Source organism: Nocardia sp. NPDC003183 (genome assembly GCF_053590715.1).
On the sequence record NZ_JBSFTG010000006.1, the window covers coordinates 1 to 16,792 of the forward strand.

Consider the following 16,792-nt stretch of genomic DNA (forward strand, 5'->3'; position numbering starts at 1 on the left):
CGGTTAGCCGCCGGGGCGTAGGCGACGAAGGAGCAAGCCCCGGTGGCTAACCGGCGGCCCCTCAGGGCCGCGACTCGAGCGCGCCAGCGCTCCAACAAACACAGCCTCAACCCTGCCTGGGACTACCGAACAAGTGATCCCGAACGGATCTACCCCAGAACCACGTTCCGGCGCTTGGCCAGCAGCTTGTAGAGCGTCTGCTGGATGGTCTCGCGGACCTGGTCGGTGACCTCGAACATCGTCATCGGGTCGTCGGCCTCTTCCGGCTCGAACGCCGTGGTCGCGATCGGCTCCCCGAATTCGATGTACCACTTCGACGGCATCGGCACCGCGCCCAGCGGCCCCAGATGCGGGAACAGCGGCGTCACCGGGAAGTACGGCAGCCCGAGCAGGCGTGCCAGCGGCTTGATATCGGCGAGTTTGGGGTAGATCTCCTCGGAACCGACGATCGAGACCGGAATGATCGGCACCCCGGCCCGCACCGCCGCCGACACGAATCCGCCGCGCCCGAACCGTTGCAGCTTGTACCGGTCGGCGTAGTTCTTTCCGACGCCCTTGAACCCTTCCGGGAACACGCCGGCGATGTGCCCGGCGCGCAGCAGCCGCTCGGCATCGGGATGGCAGGCCAGCGTGTGCCCGGCCTTGCGTGCCAGCGCGCCGAGCAACGGCATCTCGAAGATGAGGTCGGCGGCCAGCAGCCGCAGCGCCCGCTGATGCGGATGCTTGTCGTGCACGGCCAGCTGCAGCATCAGCCCGTCGATCGGCACGGTGCCCGCGTGATTGGCGACCAGCAGCGCGCCACCCACGGCGGGGATGTTCTCGATCCCCGCGACCTCGACCCGGAACCAGTAGTCCGACAGCGGCCGGAGCGCGGGCAGGATCACCGATTCGAGCAGGTGCCGGTCGTAGCCGAACTCGTCGACCTGGTAGTCCCCGGTGAGCCTGCGGCGCGCAAACTCGGCGGTCCGTTCGATCTGCTCGCCGACGGCATCGCGCACGATGTCGGTCAGTGACTTCGGCGGGCGGGCGGGCATTCCCGGTCGACGCTCGCTGAGGGAGGTGACCGGCATCGCCTGCGTCGGCTGGTCCGGCCATCGCCGGGTCTGCGGTCGCTGCCGGGTCTCGACATTCACGTCGAGACGAATGACTTTCGCTCCCTCGTTCATGTACGCGCTCCTGTACCGGCCCCGATGAGGCCGAGCAGTTTGTGTTCCGCGGCGTCGATCCAAGCCGGATCGAAGACGGGCCGCAACGCTGCGCCCGCGATGAAGTCATCGAATGCCTGGACCGTGGTCCAGCGTGGGGTGAAGCCGAGTTCGGTTCGCATACGGGTGGTGTCGAGCCCGCAGCCGAAGTAGAAATAGTCGGGTTGTTCGCCACTGAATCCGCGCATGATCGGGCCCATCAGCGAGCGACCGACCGTGCGGAAGACGAAAAAGGGAACCGGCGCGACGATGCGCCCGGCACGGCGGATCGCCTGCGACATGGCCAGCGCGCCGTCACCGGCGATATTGACCGTGCCACCGTGTGCACGCTGCGCCGCGTGCACCAGCACCGCGACCGCGTCTTCCTCGTGCAGCAATTGCAGTCGGGCTTCGCGACCGAGAACGGTCGGGGTGATCGGCGAACGCAGATATTGCACGCCCCGATCGGCCAGGCGAGGACCGACGATCGGCGCGAAACGCAGAATCGATGCGGAAATATCGGGCCTGCGCCGCGCCATTCCACGCACCAGCGCCTCGATATCGATCATGTCGCGTGCGAACCACCCCGCGGGCGGAGTGCGCGCGCCCATTTCCTCGGTGAATTTCGCCGGATCCTTGGCACTGCAGCCGTACACCGCCGACGACGATCGCACCACCACGCGGCGCACCGTCGGCGCTTTCTGACACACGGCGAGCAATTGCATCGCGCCCAGGACATTGAGATCCTTCATCACCGCGCGACCGCCACCGGCGGGCGGACGGGTGAGCACAGCCGCGTGCACGACGGTATCGACGTCGTTGCCCTCGACGACTTTGCGAATCAGTGGATTCCGGATATCGGCACGCACGAACTCGGCACTACCCATTTTTCGCCGGAGCTCACGGCTGGGAGTGACGGTATCCACCGCGATGACACGTTCGACGCCGGGTTCGGCAGCCAAACGTGCCGCGACATTGCCACCGAAGAAGCGGCTGGCACCCGTGACCAGCACAACTCTCGGTGCGTGTCGTTCCCGTGTATCGGAACTCGAACCTGACCCCACTCAAAGCCCCCTGCTCATCGTGTTTCGCGTACCAGAGTAGCCGCATTCGCGCCACTCGCCGTCACGATCTACAAGCTTTTAACATCGGCGACCCGTCCTCGACCGATGAGCTTCACAAACCCGCGTATTTCACAGCGCGAGCCCGCCACCTCGAAGGTGACGGGCTCGTCGCGGTACGCAGGCTTACTTGCCGAGTTTGCGCCGCTGAACACGCGTGCGGCGAAGCAGCTTGCGGTGCTTCTTCTTCGACATACGCTTGCGGCGCTTCTTGATCACAGAACCCATAGGGTTTCCTCGCGTTCTCTCTACTCGGCATACACACGCGGTGTTCACGTGCGTCGTTTGGCGTCCGCGCCGCCGGGGCAACCGGACACCACGAACGGTGCCACCGGCAGGCGGACACGAACCAGTTGTCCATGCTACCGGGGCACCCGAGCAGCAACGAAACCGCCCTTGTACCTGGCCGAACTACGTCATCCGGCGTCGAAGTACGACGTCTCCAGGTAGTCGTGCACCGCCTTCGCGTGCACTCGGAACGAGCGTCCGACACGCACCGCGGGCAGTTCACCCGAGTGCACGAGCCGGTACACCGTCATTTTCGACACCCGCATGAGATCGGCGACTTCGGCGACGGTGAGAAACTGAGTGCCACCGCCGATCACCGTTTGCGGGGTGGCGCCGACCCGTGGAGCGGGCGAACCCGAACCACCGCCCGACGCCGATGGATTACTTGACATTCTGTTCGCAGACATCATGGCACCATTGACCTCCGGCACGCCCGCGCCGCCGGCTTCCCCACCAGCGGAACAGACACGCACGTGCTTCTACGAGCTTAGCGGGACCAGTGGGATTACTGCGACGGGTGTGAGAAATCGGTTTTCAAACCGGGTACCCGTTTGTCACTCGTTCGTTGCGCCCTGTTCGGCGGACCGCTGCTTGGCCGCGTGTAGCGCCTCGGTGAACGTCGAGCGCAGCGCACCACGTTCGAGTTCACGCAGTGCCGCGGCGGTGGTACCACCGGGCGAGGTGACCGCGGCACGGAGCTCCGCCGCGCTCTGCCCGGTCTCGTCCAGCAGCGCCGCCGAACCGATCATGGTCTGCACGACCAGTTCGCTGGCCGCCTCGCGGGTCAGGCCCAGGCCGACGCCCGCATCGATCATCGCCTCGACGACAAGGAAGAAATACGCCGGTCCCGAACCGGAAACCGCGGTGACCGCGTCCATCTGCGCCTCGGGCACCGTCACCACCTTGCCGACGGCTTCGAGCATCTCGCCGACCTGCTCGAGCTGCTCCGGCTTGGCGTAGCGACCGGGCGATTGCACACTCATACCCTGCCCGACCAGCATCGGCGTGTTCGGCATCACCCGCACCACCGGGAAACCGGCGGGCAGTTTCGACTCCAGCCGGGCGGTGGAGACACCGGCGGCCAGCGAGACGAGCACCTGATCGCGACCGTTGTCGAGGTCGGCCTTGGACAGATCGGTGAGCACCGAGTCGACCACGCCGGGCTTCACCGCGATCACCACGATGTCGGCGCCCTCGACGGCGTCGGCGACCGAACCGCTCACCCGCACCTTGAAGCGCTCGGCCAGCTGCGCGGCGCGCGCGGCGATCGGCTCGACCACGACCAGATCTTTGGTCGCCCGACCGGATTCCAGCAATCCGGCCACCAGCGCCTCACCGATCCGACCGCCACCGACCACCGCAATTCTCGTCATGAGGACAAGGTTAGTTGGCCCGGTGGCGTCAGCGTGCCGCCGGGATCAGGGCCAGCTGGCGACTCTGGGCGACGACCGCACCGGTCGAGTCGATGACCAGGTGGTCCTCGTCGAACATCCGCTCACCGACCTCACGGGCGGTCGCGATGACGCGCAGCCAGCCGGGCGCGGGGACGCGGCGCAGATAAGTGGTCATCTGCACGGTCGGCGACCAACCGAAGTGGCCGAGGTTCATCGGCACCGGCGGGCTGATGTCGGCGGCCATCATCGCGAAGGCGGCGCGGGCCCGCGGATCGGCTTCGTCGCCGTCGAACGGGCGGATCCACAGCCGCAGCCGGGGCGGGCCGGTCTCACCGCGCAGGAATTCACCCCAGGTCGGGTCGATCACCATGTGGGCGCCCTGGCTGACGTGCACGATCTTGCCCATGGGCGAATCGGCGGAGTAGCGGAACGCCTCGTCGACCGGCTCGGCGGGCATGTCGGTGTCGGGGCCGCTCCAGCGCGTCTCGGTGGAGTCGAGGTGGCCGAAGGTGAACGCGGTCCGGACGAGGGTGCGGCCGTTCTGGATCAGGTCCACGTCGGCCAGGCAGATCTGGCGGCCCTTCTTGCGGATGTGCACCGCGTATTCGACCTCACCGGGGTCGGGGGCGCCGAGGAAGTCGGTGCTGGCCGCGATGGGCGCCATCTGGGCGAGCGATTCGTCGGCCTCGGTGAGCCAGCGGGTCGCCGCGGCGGCGGTGGCCGCGACCATAGTGCCGCCGTGGACTTTGGGGCCGATGGTCCAGGTGGGCGCGATGACGCCGGCGTAGCGGCCGGTCTCGGCATCGGTGGTGGTGAGCTCGGTCAGGTCGAGGACCTGACTGAACGGCGCGTCGGTCGCGAGTTCTCGCGTCATCGTCACTCCTGGTCGGGGGGCACAGCAGTTCGTACAGCGTACAAGCTTGGTGATGGCCGGTGTATTCCGCGCTGGGCAGGGGGCGGGGTTCGAGCAGGTGGTGACACATCGGGGTTCGAGCAGGTGGTGACGTATCGGGATGCGGGCAGGTGACACATCGCGATGCGAGCAAGTGACACATCGCGATGCGAGCAAGTGACACATCGCGATGCGAGCAAGTGACACATCGCGATGCGAGCAAGTGACACATCGGGGTTACCGAGTCCGGGTTAGTTGGGGGCTGTGTTTTTGGAGCGCTGGCGCGCTCGAGCGGGGCCCTGGAGGCCCCGATCTTCCCTCCCTCCGGGTACTCCTTCGTCGCACCCTCCGGTCAGTCCAGATCGGGGCGGGCCCCTTGGGGTAGAGACACATCAGGACTACCCGGCCAGGGTGGTGGTGGCCGTTGGTGGTGGCCGTTGGTGGTGGTCGTTGGTGGTGGTCGTTGGTGGTGGTCGTTGGTGGTGGTCGTTGGTGGTGGTCGTTGGTGGTGGTCGTTGGTGGTGGTCGTTGGTGGTGATGGATCCGGCTGACTCCGACTCGCGTTCCGTTATGGCAGGTCGGCGTGGCGCGGTTGGGGGTCGGGGGTGGCGCCGGTGAGGTGGCGGCGTGCGAAATCGAGGGTGCGCGCCAGCTGGGTGGAGCGTTCGGCGGTGGTTCGCGCGTTCTGGGTGTTGATCTCGGCGACCGCGTGGCCGCGAAAACCGGTGTGTATCAGGTGTTCACACAGTTGCGCGCAGGGCTGGGTGCCGTCGCCGGGCACCAGGTGCTCGTCGTGCGCGGCGCCGCGACCGTCGGCCAGGTGCAGGTGGACCAGGCCCTCGCCCATCCGGCGCGCCAGCTCGAGCGCGTCGGCGCCCGCGGTCGCGGTGTGCGAGAGGTCGAGGGTGTAGTGATCGAAGCCGGTGTCGGTCGGATCGAAGGACGGGCTGAACGCGCTCACCGCGCGGCCGGGGCCCGCGCGCCGTTCCAGTCTGCGCACCGCGCCGTCGCGGAACAGGGTGTCGGCCCGCATCGGGAACATGTTCTCCACGGCCACCTTGACCGGGTGATGCGCCTCGAGCTCACCGACCTGATCGGCGAAACCTCGCGCGTAGCGGCGCTGCCAGCGAAACGGCGGGTGCACCACCACGGTGTCGGCGCCGAGCGCCTCCGCGGTCCGCACGCTGCGTTCCAGCTTGGCCACCGGGTCGGCGCCCCAGACCCGCTGGGAGATCAGCAGACACGGCGCGTGCACCGCCAGCACCGGGATGCCGTAGCGCTTCGCGTAGGACTGCACCGTCGCGATGTCCTGGCTGGCCGGCTCGGCCCAGACCATCAATTCCACACCGTCGTAACCCAATTCGGCGGCATAGCGGAACGCCGCCTGCGTGTTCTCCGGATACACCGAGGCCGTCGACAGCCCGATCGCGATGTCCGCCCGTGCGTTCCCCACAGCCCACTCCCTGTATTCAGCTGGTACTGAGGAGAAAGGCTAGCGGTCCCAGCGTCACGAAGACGCCCACGACGACGGCGATCACAGTGCTGTAGATGTCGTCGGTGCGGCGCAGGATGCGAACCAGCGCCACCAGACCGAGGATCACGACCGTCGCCAGCGCCAGCGCCACCAACGCCATCGACTCCCACAACGTCTCGAAACCCTTGAACAGCAACATTCCGGCGACCGCCGCGCCCGCGCTCTGCGCGCCCAGGATCATCCACTGGCGGCGGTTGGCGTTGTCGTCGCCGCCGCGCGCCATGCTCGATACGCGCGCGGCACGGCCGGCCACCGACCCGCCCGCTCGGTTACCCGACAATCTGCTCGCGGCTCGCGACTCGGCGACGCTGCCGGTCTTCGACTTGGCCCGGCTCGCCACCTTCGCCCTCGCCCGGTCGGCCAGGGTCACGGCGGCGGCCTTGGTCGCGGCACGCCTGCTCGCCCTGGTCGGCTTGGGTTCGTAGTCGTCGTCGTAGTCGTCATCGTCGTCGAATGCCGCGTCGTCGTACTCGGATTCGGCGTAGTCGGCGTCGGAGTAGTCGTTGTCGACGTAATCGCGGTCGACGTAATCGGACTCGGCGTAGTCGTCGGTGTCCTCGTCGTCGGCCTGGTCGGCGCCGACTCGGTAGACGACCTCGGTGTGCGCGTCGGCGTCGGGGCCGCGTTCGGCGCGCTGGCGCAGCAGGTCCCCGGCCACCGACTGCCCGGATACCAGCGGCTGCTCCTGGCTGACCGGCGACCACGCGGCCGTCGGGAAACCACCGCTCTCCGGCGCGGGTGCGTTCTTGTCCGGACGATGCCTGCGCGCCGACCACGACGGCAGCCCGCCGGACTTCGGCTCGCCCCGCCGGCGATCCAGCGAGGGGCGCTGATCCGCGCCGCGGGCAGGCGGGGCGTCGGTGCCCGGCGCGAGGTTGTAGGCCTGGGTGGCTTCGGCGCCCGGCGGCGGATATCCGTTGAAGGCTTGCGCCGCGTCGACACGACCCGGCGCGGGCTGCCCGTTCAGGCCGGGGGCGCCGTTACGCCCCGCCCCGTTGAAACCTCGCGCGGGCTCGGCGCCCGGCCGCCCGTTGCCAGGCTGACCATCGAAAGACTCGCCCGGCCGCCCGTTGAAGCCCGACGCGGGCCTGCCGTCGAAAGACTCTCCCGGTCGGCCGTTGAAGCCCTGCCCTGGCCGGCTGTCGAAGGACCCGGTGCCCCGATGCTCGTCGAAGCCCGATCCGGCCTGATTGTCGAAACCGGGCCCGATATCGGGGAGCGCGTCCAATCCACGCGACTGCCCCGGCCTGCCCATGAAGGCCTGTGGCGCGTCGATGCCCGCCTCGTAGAGCGGCGCGTCGAACGACGGGCGGCCCGGCGCCGGGCTCGCCTCGATGGCTTCTTCCGCGGCTTCGGCGGCTCGCCTGCGCGCGGCCCGGCCACCGGTGACCGGCGGCGGTTTCGGCGGCTCGGCGTACGGGGCGACCTCGGGCTCATCCGGTCGATGCCGTCTGCCCCCGCCGACCGCGGGCAGCGCACCGGAACCGAACATCTCGGCGATACCGGGATCGACCGGCTGCGTGGGACCGCCGGGAACACCGAGGCGACCCGGACCGCGTCCTCCCCCACGAGAACCGGCATCGCGCGCTTCGGCACGGAACGGCCCGAACGGATCGGACGACGGTCGCTGTTCGGCAAGTCCGAGTGGGTCGCGCGGATCGGGCGCGGAGTACCCCGCATCGGGGTCGAATCGGGTGATCGGGCCCGACATCGGCGAGAAGGCCGGTTCGGCCGGACCGGGCGGCGGGTAGGGCGCGGGCTGGTAACTCGCGGGCGGTTCGTAACTAGGCGCGGGCTCGGGGGCGTAGGTCGGCGGCGGGACATACGCGGGCGGGGGTTCCGGCGCGGGCGCGGCGTGCGAGTTCGGCTTGACCGCCGCGTTCTCACCGGTCAGATCGTTGACCGAGAGTCCGCGCCCGCTGCGCCGTCGTCGTCCACCGCCACCGGAGGTCGCGGGCGCGGCCCCTTGCGCGGCGTTGCGCGCCAGCAGCTCAGCCACCGATAGCTGTTTAGAATCCTCGCTACTCATGCCGACTCCACTTCCGCGACCGGCGTGACCGGCGGCACCGCGGCCGGTCCACCTCCGTTGGGCTCGGAGTCCAGTTTGCGCAAGATGAGGCCTTCGCGCAGCGCCCATGGGCAGATTTCGATGCTGTCGAGCGACAACGCCCGCATACTCGCCTCCGCGACCAATGCGCCGGCCACCAATTGCTGGGACCGATCCGAACTCACGCCTTCCAGTTCCGCGCGGTCCGACGCGGTCATCCGGGAGATGAACGCGATCAGCTGGCGCAGACCGGAGCTGGTCAGTGTACGTCGCACCCGCGGACCGGCCGCCGAGGGTGCCGCGCCGGTCAGCCGGGCCAGCGAACGGAATGTCTTCGAGGTGCCCACGGCCAGGTCGGGCCTGCCCGCGTCGATCATCGTCTTGGACGGGACGACCAGTTCGGCGTCGAGCCAGTCGCGCAGGACCGCGATCTTGCGCTTGCCCGGCGGGTCGTCGCGCAGCCACTCCCTGGTGAGCCTGCCCGCGCCGAGTTGCAGCGACAGCGCCACGTCGGGTTCCTCGTCGCCGCCGTTGGACAGCTCCAGCGAGCCGCCGCCGATGTCGAGATTGATGATCCGGCCCGCGCTCCAGCCGAACCAGCGGCGCACCGCGAGAAACGTCAGCCTGGCCTCGTCGTCGCCCGAGAGCACTTGCAGATCGACTCCGGTCATCGCGCGGACGCGGGCGAGCACTTCCTCGGAATTGGTTGCCTCGCGCAGGGCCGAGGTGGCGAAGGGCATCAGCTCCACGCACTTGGAATTGCGTGCCAGATCAGCGAATTCGAGGATGGTCGCGATCAGCCGCGCCTCGCCCTCCTCGGTGATCCGGCCCACCGAATCCATGCTCTCGGACAGGCGCAACGCCGACTTCGTCGAGCTCATCGGCATCGGGTGGCCACCACGATGCGCGTCCACCACGAGCAGGTGGACGGTATTGCTTCCGACATCGAGAACACCAAGCCGCACACGAATACGGTACTTGGTGATCCGGTACAGCAGGCCAGGCGACTGAACTGTTAGCGTCACGAGTTGTGACCGAAGGCGCATCTGGCACCGCGGAGACCGGGCTCCGACCTGGGCGAAAGATCGACCCAACCCCGGAAGTCGAGCTCGATTTCCCACGGGAGTGGATCGAGTTCACCGATCCAGCAAACGACGAGCACCAGATCGTCGCCGATCTGACGTGGCTGCTGTCGCGCTGGACGTGCGTGTTCGGCACGCCCGCCTGCCAGGGCATCATCGCCGAACGCCCCGACGACGGCTGCTGCTCACACGGCGCTTTCCTGGCCGACAAGGACGACCGCAAGCGCCTCAACGGTGCTGTGAAGATGCTCACACCCGACGACTGGCAGCTGATGGGCGAGGCCACCGAGAACGGCAAGGTCGTCAAGAAGGGTTACCTCGAACTCGACGAACTCGAGGACGAACCGGCCCTGCGCACCCGTCGCTTCGACGGCGCGTGCATCTTCCTCAACCGTCCCGGATTCGCGGCGGGCCCCGGCTGCGCGCTGCACATCATGGCCGTGCGCAAGGGCATCGAACCCCTGGAAGTGAAGCCGGACGTGTGCTGGCAGCTGCCGATCCGGCGCACCCAGGACTGGGTGGAACGCCCGGATGGCGAGCAGATCCTGCGCACCGTGGTCACCGAATACGACCGGCGCGGCTGGGGACCCGGCGGCCTGGATCTGGATTGGTACTGCACGGGCTCTCCCGACGCCCACGTCGGCGCGAAGCCGGTCTGGCAGTCCTACGGCCCGGAACTGCGTGAGCTGCTCGGTGCGCCCGCCTACGACGAACTCGCCAAGCACTGCCGCCGGCGCGAGGGCCTCGGCCTGGTCGCGGTGCATCCGGCGACGGTCGAAGCCGAGCGGATGAACCCCGAACCTCACAGATCGAATCACGCGGAGTGAAAGCCTCGTAACCATTCGGTTCATCTGTAGGTCGTGCATCCGTCACCGAACTCGGGTTGGATAGCTGTTCATGTCCAAGAAAGCGATCTACGCAGCGACCCTCGCGATCGGCGCGACCCTCTCCATGACCGGCCTGGCCAATGCCGAACCGAACGGTGATCCGGCCGCGTACGCGGACTTCACGGCCGACTTCGTGAACTACAACGACCCGGCCGCGATCGACGCCGCCAAGAACGGCAAATACATCATCATCAGCACGAAGGGCACCTCCTCGCCCATCGGCTGCCGCGGCAACGGCGCCGACGTGCCGATCTACGACTGCAAGCAGTTCGACGGCGTGGAAGTGGTCGCCCTGAAGAAGATCGACACCCCCCTCGGCACCGCCTGGAGCGTGCTCTGACCGCCTCTCCGCGACTCTTGGCCAGATCTAGGTGCGGGTGACCTATGTACGCGGCCGGCGGCAAGGCATCTAGTTCGTTGGCTCGTGCCCGGTGAGTTACCCATGTTCTCGCTAGATCAGTCATTCCGTCTATGAACGAAAAGGATCCCGTCGGTGTGCCGACGGGATCCTTTCGTTCTCGGGGTGGTGTCAAGCCTCGAGCTTGTAGCCGAGTCCTCGCACAGTCACCAGGTGTTCCGGCTTGGCCGGGTCTGCCTCGATCTTCGAGCGCAGGCGCTTGACGTGCACGTCGAGGGTCTTGGTGTCGCCCACGTAGTCGGCGCCCCAGACCCGGTCGATCAGCTGGCCGCGGGTCAGCACGCGGCCGGAGTTGCGGAGCAGGTACTCGAGGAGGTCGAACTCCTTGAGCGGCAGGGTGACCTGACCACCGTTGACGTGCACGGTGTGGCGGTCCACATCCATCCGCACCGGTCCGGCCTCGAGGACGCCGTTCTCGCTACCGGAATCCAGCTCGTCACCGGCGCCGCGGCGCAGCACGGCCCGGATCCGCGCGATCAGCTCGCGCGCCGAGTACGGCTTGGTGACGTAGTCGTCGGCGCCCAGTTCCAGCCCGACGACCTTGTCGATCTCGCTGTCGCGGGCGGTCACCATGATCACCGGCACGCCGCTGCGCGTGCGCAACTGCTTGCACACGTCGGTGCCGCTCATGCCGGGCAGCATCAGGTCCAGTAGCACGATATCGGCGCCGGAGCGGTCGAATTCGGCCAGCGCGGACGGGCCGTCGCCGACGACGGTGACGTCGAAGCCTTCCTTGCGAAGCAGGAACGCCAGCGGCTCCGCCAGCGAATCCTCGTCTTCGACGATCAACACACTCGTCATCTGCGTGCCTCCACACCGTTCGTTCGTCCCGCGAGAGTGCGCGGGACGGTGGTTTCTCTCGTGGTGGACTCCGGCGTCTGTTCCGCGTCCTCGTCCCCATCGGTTTCCAGATGGGCGGGGATGCGCAGCGTGAACGTCGAGCCGGTGCCCAGTTTGCTCCACAGGGTGATTTCGCCGTTGTGGTTGGCCGCCACGTGTTTCACGATGGCCAAGCCGAGCCCGGTGCCGCCGGTCGAGCGGGAGCGGGCCTTGTCGGAGCGGAAGAACCGCTCGAACACCCGTTCCTGGTCTTCCTTGGCGATCCCGATACCACGATCGGTGACCGCCATCGCGACATGATCGCCGCGCAGCGACCGGCTCACCGACACATGCGAACCCTGTGGTGAATACGCGATCGCATTCTCCACCAGATTCGACAGCGCGGTCACCAGCAACGTTTCGTCGCCGAGCACTTCCAGCCCGCTGGGCCGGTCGGTGCTGACGGTGATGCCCGCGGCCTCGGCGGCGGTGCGCGAGCGGTCGACCGCCTGCTGCACCACCGTGTCGACGTCGACCACGGCCAGGTCGGGCAGTTTCTCGGCGCCCTGCAATCGCGACAGGGCGATCAGCTCGGTCACCATCTTGCCCAGGCGCCGCGATTCGCCCAGCACGCGCGAACCGAAGTGGCGCACGGCCTCGGGGTCGTCGGCCGATTCCAGCATGGCCTCGGCCAGCAGGCTCATCGCGCCGACGGGGGTCTTGAGTTCGTGGCTGACGTTGGCGACGAAATCGCGCCGCGTCGCCTCCATGCGGGCCTGCTCGGAATCGTCGTCGGCGAACAGCACGACGAAGCTGGTTTCCTCGCGGGAGAGTTTGCGGGCCACACCACGCACAGCGATCCGGCCGCGGCCGGGTAGCGGGTTCTTGGCGGTGAGGTCGTATTCGGCGGATTCGCCGGTCGCGAGGACCTTCTCCACGGCGGCCCACGCGCGTTCGTCGAGCAACCGGTTACGGACCAGCCCGAGTTCCTCGGCGCGCGGATTCACCAGCACCACATCGCGGTATTCGTCGACCACCGCGATGCCGGACTCGGAGGCGAGCACGATCAGGTCGAGCACCTGCGACATCGTCAGCCCGGTGTCTTCCTGGGTACGGGCGGCCTGCCTGGCATTGACGAACGGGATCAGCAGGCCACCGACTGCCAGCCCGACGACAGCCGCGAGGACTGCCAACAGCACGGCCTGCGGAACACTCACAAGATTGATCGTACGAGTGCGGACCGACATAACGTCGGCGGGTCGACGAAGTTTCGCGCAGGTCACAGGCACTTGGCATGGCGTTCTTTTGCCGTTCACCCAGCGGGCACCTGGACCTTCGCCGGGCGTGTCAGCCGGGCGGTTCGCCGTACATCGCGGTGGTCACCGCGGGCCCGTGTCGGTCGACCCATGCGCCGAGCGCATAAATCGGAACCAGCAGATCGCGGCCCGCTTCGGTGAGTTCGTACTCCACTCGCGGCGGCGCTTCGGCATACCGCCGCCTGCGTACGAGCGTCATCCGCTCCATCCGCCGCAACGTCTGGGTCAACATCTTCTGACTGATCCCACCGGCCCCCGTCAGAAGTTCGCTGTGACGTTGCGGACCATCGCGCAACAGGTACACCACCACCGGCAGCCACGAGTTCGCGAACAGGTCCACCGCCATTCGCGCGGGGCAGTCGGCCTCGTAGTCACCGTAGGGCGGGTATTGCACCGGTTCGGCGGCGGTCATGGGTACCAGCGTGCCACCGCCGAAAGGCACCCGCGGGTGCCTTTCGGCCTTTCTAGCGTCGATGTGGCCGATGCCACCGGGCTCGGCACGAATCACGGGAGTTCTCATGCGTATCGGAATCATCGGCGCGGGCGCGATGGCGTCCGCTTTGGGTGGCGGCTGGGCCGCGGCGGGTCACGAGGTGCGGATCGGGGCCCGTTCGGCCGACTCGGCGCAGGTACTCGCGTCCGAGATCAGCGCGATCAGCGGACCGGCTGCCGACCGGGCGAGCAGATCTCCCGTCGACGTGCGACCGGCGACGATCAGCGCGGCGATCGCCTTCGCCGAGGTAGTGCTGTGCGCGGTACCCGTGAGCGCGCTCACCGAACTGCTCACCGCACACGGCGCTCAGCTGGCCGGAAAGATCGTCATCGACTGCACCAACGCGTTCCTGCCCGACGAATCAGCACCCGACGGCGTCACCGGGTTCGTCCTGAGCGAGGACGCGGTGGCCGAACGTATCGCCGCGGCCGCACCGAAAGCCCACGTGGTCAAGGCCTTCAACCTCCTCGCCGCCGAGGTGTGGGCGGGCGCCGACCGAGTCTTCGACGGTGTGCGGTTGGCCGTCCCGATCTGCGGCGACGACGCGGCGGCGGTACAGACGGTGGCCCGGCTCGCCGAAGAACTTGCCCTGCAACCGTTTACCGCAGGCGGTCTGCACCGCGCCCGATATCTGGAGGCGACCTCGGTCTTCACCGTCGGCCTCTGGTTCGCCGGCCTCGATGCCCGCGCGATATTGCCTCCACTGTCGGCGGCCTTCGCGGTCGCCGACGTCTGACATACGGTCGGGCCGGCGCAATCGTGGGATGCGTCGTCATCCACACGATCACGCCGGCCTCGGCCGTGCCGCGACGTTCAGGCGGCGATCCCCAAACCCAGCGCCACGGCGACCGGCGCCAGGTACAGCACCGGGAACGCGACCGTCTTGTACGACCGCGCCCGCAATACCGTCACCACCGCACCCGCGAAGTACAGGATCAGCCCGATCGCGGCGAGAACCCCGATCACCGGCACGAACAGGCCGACCAGCAGCCCGATCGACCCGAGGGCCTTGGCGATGCCCAGCGGTGTCCACCAGGTCTGCGGCACACCGTATTCCACCAGCGGATCCACCACGAACGGCGCCTTGCGCAGCAGGGAGAACGCCGAGAACCCCACCCACAGTGCGGCGACGACAGTGACGATGACGTAGGCGGTGTACATGGCGTAACTCCTTCGGCAGCCGCGTGTTTCGCGGTATATACCGAGGTGACGACACAGCCCCCGCGAGTGTGACATCGCCCGGAAAACACGACGGCCCCACACCGTTGGACGGTGTGGGGCCGAAGCGCTGGGAGTTACTTGCCGCCCTGGTTGGCGACAGCGGCGGCACCGGCGGCGGCAGCGGCCGGGTCCAGGTATTCGGCGGCCTTCACCGGGCGCATGTTCTCGTCCAGTTCGTAGACCAGCGGAATGCCGGTGGGGATGTTCAAGCCGGAGATGTCCTCATCGGAGATGCCGTCGAGGTGCTTGACCAGCGCGCGCAGCGAGTTGCCGTGTGCGGCGACCAGCACGGTCTTGCCGGTCAGCAGCTCCTTGGAGATGGTGTCTTCCCAGTACGGGACCATCCGCTTGACGACATCGAGCAGGCACTCGGTCTCGGGGACCTCGATGCCCGCGTAGCGCGGGTCGCCTTCCTGGCTGTACTCGTTGTCGGGCTGGATCGGCGGCGGCGGGGTGTCGTAGCTGCGGCGCCACAGCATGAACTGCTCCTGGCCGTACTGCTCGCGGACCTGCTCCTTGTTCTTGCCCTGCAGATCGCCGTAGTGGCGCTCGTTGAGGCGCCAGTCGCGCACAACCGGGATCCACAGCCGGTCGGCGGTGCCGAGCGCGTTGTCCGCGGTGCTGATCGCGCGGCGCAGCAGCGAGGTGTAGACGACATCGGGCAGGATGCCTGCTTCTTTGAGCAGCTCTCCGGCCCGCTTGCCCTCGGCGATGCCCTTGTCGGTGAGTTGGACGTCCACCCAGCCGGTGAAGAGGTTGAGGGCATTCCATTCGCTCTCGCCGTGGCGCAGCAGCACGAGGGTGTAGGTCATAGGGGTCATTCTGACATTGCGGTGATGTCAGGCCCACTCCACCTCGTCGAAGCCGATGACGATCTCGTACGGCCCGCCCTTGACCAGCGCGTCGACCTGTAATCGTGACGCCACCGAGTCGACTTCGCGCACTACGGCGCACACTCCTTGGAACGGACCCTCCGGTATATGGACGACATCGCCCGGCACGTAGTCGGCAGCCACCTCATGGAGGCTACGCCCGCCGGTGACCAGGCCGAACGAACGCGCCGAGCACACTGCCGGCCGGACCGAAGAGTCCTCACATCGCCTCAATCCGCGGCGGCCTCGACCGCTAGCACCCCCGCACCGACCAGTGTGGCGCCTTCGCTCAACGTCGACAGTTCCACCGACAGTTCCTCGACGAACTCGAGCCGCGCATGCCGGGCGACGGCGGCGCGCAACGGTCCCCACAGCGGCTCCCCCGAATGCGCGAACCCGCCGCTGATCACCACCCGATCCACATCCAGTAGCGCGGCGGCCGACGAGATTCCCGCACCGAGGCCGGTTCCCGCACGCGCCATGGCGGCGAGCGCGATCGGATCGCCACGATGCGCGGCCTCGGCGAGCTCCATCCCGCTCGCCCCGGCCCAGCCACGCGCCCGCGCCCAGCGCACCGACGACATCCCGCTCGCCACCGCTTCGACGCACCCGAATCCCCCACAGGGACAGGCGGTGTCATCCCCGGGCACCACGATGTGCCCGATGTGACCGGCGTTTCCCGTGCGCCCCACCACAACCCGACCGTCGGCGACGATCCCCCCACCGACTCCCGAGGACACCGTCATGGCCAGGCCGTTGTCCACTCCGCGCAAGCCGCCCACCCGATGCTCGGCCAGCACCAGACAGGCGCCGTCGATGGCCAACCGCACCACCGCGTTCGGGAACAGCGCGCGCACGTGGTCGACGATCGCGAACCCGCCGCGCCACGCCGCCAGGTTCAACGGCCTGATCGTTCCCGCGGGCACATCGACCGGCCCCGCCGCTCCGATCCCGACCGCGCTCACCTCGTTGTCACCTGCCACAGCGACCAGAAGGTCTCGACACGCCGCCCACGGATCGTCCGAGGCGGCGGGTGCCCGGCGCACCCCGTGCAGCCGGTAGTGCGGGTCCACAAGTCCCGCAGCGAATTTCGTTGCCCCGATATCGAGCGCAAGCACCGCCATCACCACTCCTACCTCCCGTGCCTGGCCGCGTCGCCGCACACCTCGCCCGCACCTGATGTGAGTCATCACAACATGTGGCACGCGACACTTTGACTACTGG

The 16,792-nt window shown here is 68.0% G+C and carries 19 protein-coding genes; 3 read left to right on the forward strand and 16 right to left on the reverse strand.

Translation table 11 applies throughout. The features are described 5' to 3' along the window. Positions 1-149: 149 nt before the first annotated feature. From ACWDXS_RS19680 to ACWDXS_RS19720, 9 genes are all read right to left on the reverse strand, one after another. A complete protein-coding gene (locus tag ACWDXS_RS19680) occupies positions 150-1,166 on the reverse strand; it encodes a lysophospholipid acyltransferase family protein (protein WP_378991037.1) in 1,017 nt (338 codons plus the stop codon). Then, positions 1,163-2,197 carry an NAD-dependent epimerase/dehydratase family protein gene (locus ACWDXS_RS19685; protein WP_378991038.1) on the reverse strand — a complete coding sequence of 345 codons (1,035 nt, stop codon included), beginning with the start codon at positions 2,195-2,197 and terminating at the stop codon, positions 1,163-1,165. Before ACWDXS_RS19685 ends, ACWDXS_RS19680 begins: the two co-directional genes overlap by 4 nt. 234 nt (positions 2,198-2,431) lie before the next feature. Further along, on the reverse strand, positions 2,432-2,533 hold the full coding sequence (locus ACWDXS_RS19690) for a 30S ribosomal protein bS22 (RefSeq protein WP_003402602.1): 102 nt from the start codon (positions 2,531-2,533) through the stop codon (positions 2,432-2,434). Between the two features lie 188 nt (positions 2,534-2,721). Further along, the gene (locus ACWDXS_RS19695; RefSeq protein ID WP_228537168.1) at positions 2,722-3,003 is read right to left on the reverse strand and encodes a helix-turn-helix domain-containing protein; all 282 of its coding nucleotides are present in this window, start codon (positions 3,001-3,003) and stop codon (positions 2,722-2,724) included. A 144-nt stretch (positions 3,004-3,147) separates the two neighbouring features. Beyond that, complete coding sequence (gene proC / locus ACWDXS_RS19700; protein WP_449967528.1) at positions 3,148-3,966, reverse strand: pyrroline-5-carboxylate reductase; 819 nt, start codon at positions 3,964-3,966, stop codon at positions 3,148-3,150. 28 nt (positions 3,967-3,994) lie between these two features. Then, the gene (locus ACWDXS_RS19705; RefSeq protein ID WP_379316156.1) at positions 3,995-4,861 is read right to left on the reverse strand and encodes a thioesterase family protein; all 867 of its coding nucleotides are present in this window, start codon (positions 4,859-4,861) and stop codon (positions 3,995-3,997) included. 586 nt (positions 4,862-5,447) lie between these two features. Continuing rightward, a complete protein-coding gene (locus tag ACWDXS_RS19710; RefSeq protein ID WP_378991040.1) occupies positions 5,448-6,332 on the reverse strand; it encodes a sugar phosphate isomerase/epimerase family protein in 885 nt (294 codons plus the stop codon). A gap of 16 nt (positions 6,333-6,348) precedes the next feature. Beyond that, positions 6,349-8,412: a hypothetical protein gene (locus ACWDXS_RS19715; RefSeq protein WP_449967533.1), complete on the reverse strand. Its 2,064-nt coding sequence runs from the start codon at positions 8,410-8,412 to the stop codon at positions 6,349-6,351. Positions 8,413-8,438: 26 nt separating this feature from the next. Further along, a complete protein-coding gene (locus ACWDXS_RS19720) occupies positions 8,439-9,425 on the reverse strand; it encodes a Ppx/GppA phosphatase family protein (RefSeq protein WP_378634128.1) in 987 nt (328 codons plus the stop codon). A gap of 65 nt (positions 9,426-9,490) precedes the next feature. On the opposite strand from ACWDXS_RS19720, the gene ACWDXS_RS19725 reads away from it, so the two are divergent. Together ACWDXS_RS19725 and ACWDXS_RS19730 are read left to right on the forward strand one after the other, a co-directional pair. Further along, positions 9,491-10,369, forward strand: coding sequence for a hypothetical protein (locus tag ACWDXS_RS19725; RefSeq protein WP_379223123.1), 879 nt, complete (start codon positions 9,491-9,493; stop codon positions 10,367-10,369). Positions 10,370-10,439: 70 nt separating this feature from the next. Continuing rightward, positions 10,440-10,769 (forward strand): hypothetical protein, encoded by a 330-nt coding sequence (locus tag ACWDXS_RS19730; protein ID WP_378634123.1) that lies wholly within the window; start codon positions 10,440-10,442, stop codon positions 10,767-10,769. 189 nt (positions 10,770-10,958) lie between these two features. Here ACWDXS_RS19730 and ACWDXS_RS19735 read toward each other — a convergent pair whose 3' ends face one another. From ACWDXS_RS19735 to ACWDXS_RS19745, 3 genes are all read right to left on the reverse strand, one after another. Further along, the gene (locus ACWDXS_RS19735; protein WP_056814516.1) at positions 10,959-11,648 is read right to left on the reverse strand and encodes a response regulator transcription factor; all 690 of its coding nucleotides are present in this window, start codon (positions 11,646-11,648) and stop codon (positions 10,959-10,961) included. Next, positions 11,645-12,883 carry a sensor histidine kinase gene (locus tag ACWDXS_RS19740; protein WP_056816211.1) on the reverse strand — a complete coding sequence of 413 codons (1,239 nt, stop codon included), beginning with the start codon at positions 12,881-12,883 and terminating at the stop codon, positions 11,645-11,647. Before ACWDXS_RS19740 ends, ACWDXS_RS19735 begins: the two co-directional genes overlap by 4 nt. A gap of 130 nt (positions 12,884-13,013) precedes the next feature. Next, the gene (locus tag ACWDXS_RS19745) at positions 13,014-13,502 is read right to left on the reverse strand and encodes a winged helix-turn-helix transcriptional regulator (protein WP_449967542.1); all 489 of its coding nucleotides are present in this window, start codon (positions 13,500-13,502) and stop codon (positions 13,014-13,016) included. On the opposite strand from ACWDXS_RS19745, the gene ACWDXS_RS19750 reads away from it, so the two are divergent. Next, entirely contained in the window at positions 13,501-14,211 is a 711-nt protein-coding gene (locus ACWDXS_RS19750) for an NADPH-dependent F420 reductase (protein ID WP_449967545.1), read from the forward strand. The genes ACWDXS_RS19745 and ACWDXS_RS19750 overlap by 2 nt on opposite strands. A gap of 77 nt (positions 14,212-14,288) precedes the next feature. Here ACWDXS_RS19750 and ACWDXS_RS19755 read toward each other — a convergent pair whose 3' ends face one another. The 4 genes from ACWDXS_RS19755 to ACWDXS_RS19770 form a co-directional block, all read right to left on the reverse strand. Continuing rightward, complete coding sequence (locus tag ACWDXS_RS19755) at positions 14,289-14,636, reverse strand: DoxX family protein (RefSeq protein WP_449967548.1); 348 nt, start codon at positions 14,634-14,636, stop codon at positions 14,289-14,291. Positions 14,637-14,770: 134 nt separating this feature from the next. After that, positions 14,771-15,508: a phosphoglyceromutase gene (locus ACWDXS_RS19760; protein ID WP_378634111.1), complete on the reverse strand. Its 738-nt coding sequence runs from the start codon at positions 15,506-15,508 to the stop codon at positions 14,771-14,773. 27 nt (positions 15,509-15,535) lie between these two features. Next, the gene (locus ACWDXS_RS19765; protein WP_170112119.1) at positions 15,536-15,712 is read right to left on the reverse strand and encodes a KOW domain-containing RNA-binding protein; all 177 of its coding nucleotides are present in this window, start codon (positions 15,710-15,712) and stop codon (positions 15,536-15,538) included. An 86-nt stretch (positions 15,713-15,798) separates the two neighbouring features. Beyond that, positions 15,799-16,692: an ROK family protein gene (locus ACWDXS_RS19770; RefSeq protein WP_449967553.1), complete on the reverse strand. Its 894-nt coding sequence runs from the start codon at positions 16,690-16,692 to the stop codon at positions 15,799-15,801. Positions 16,693-16,792 lie beyond the last annotated feature (100 nt).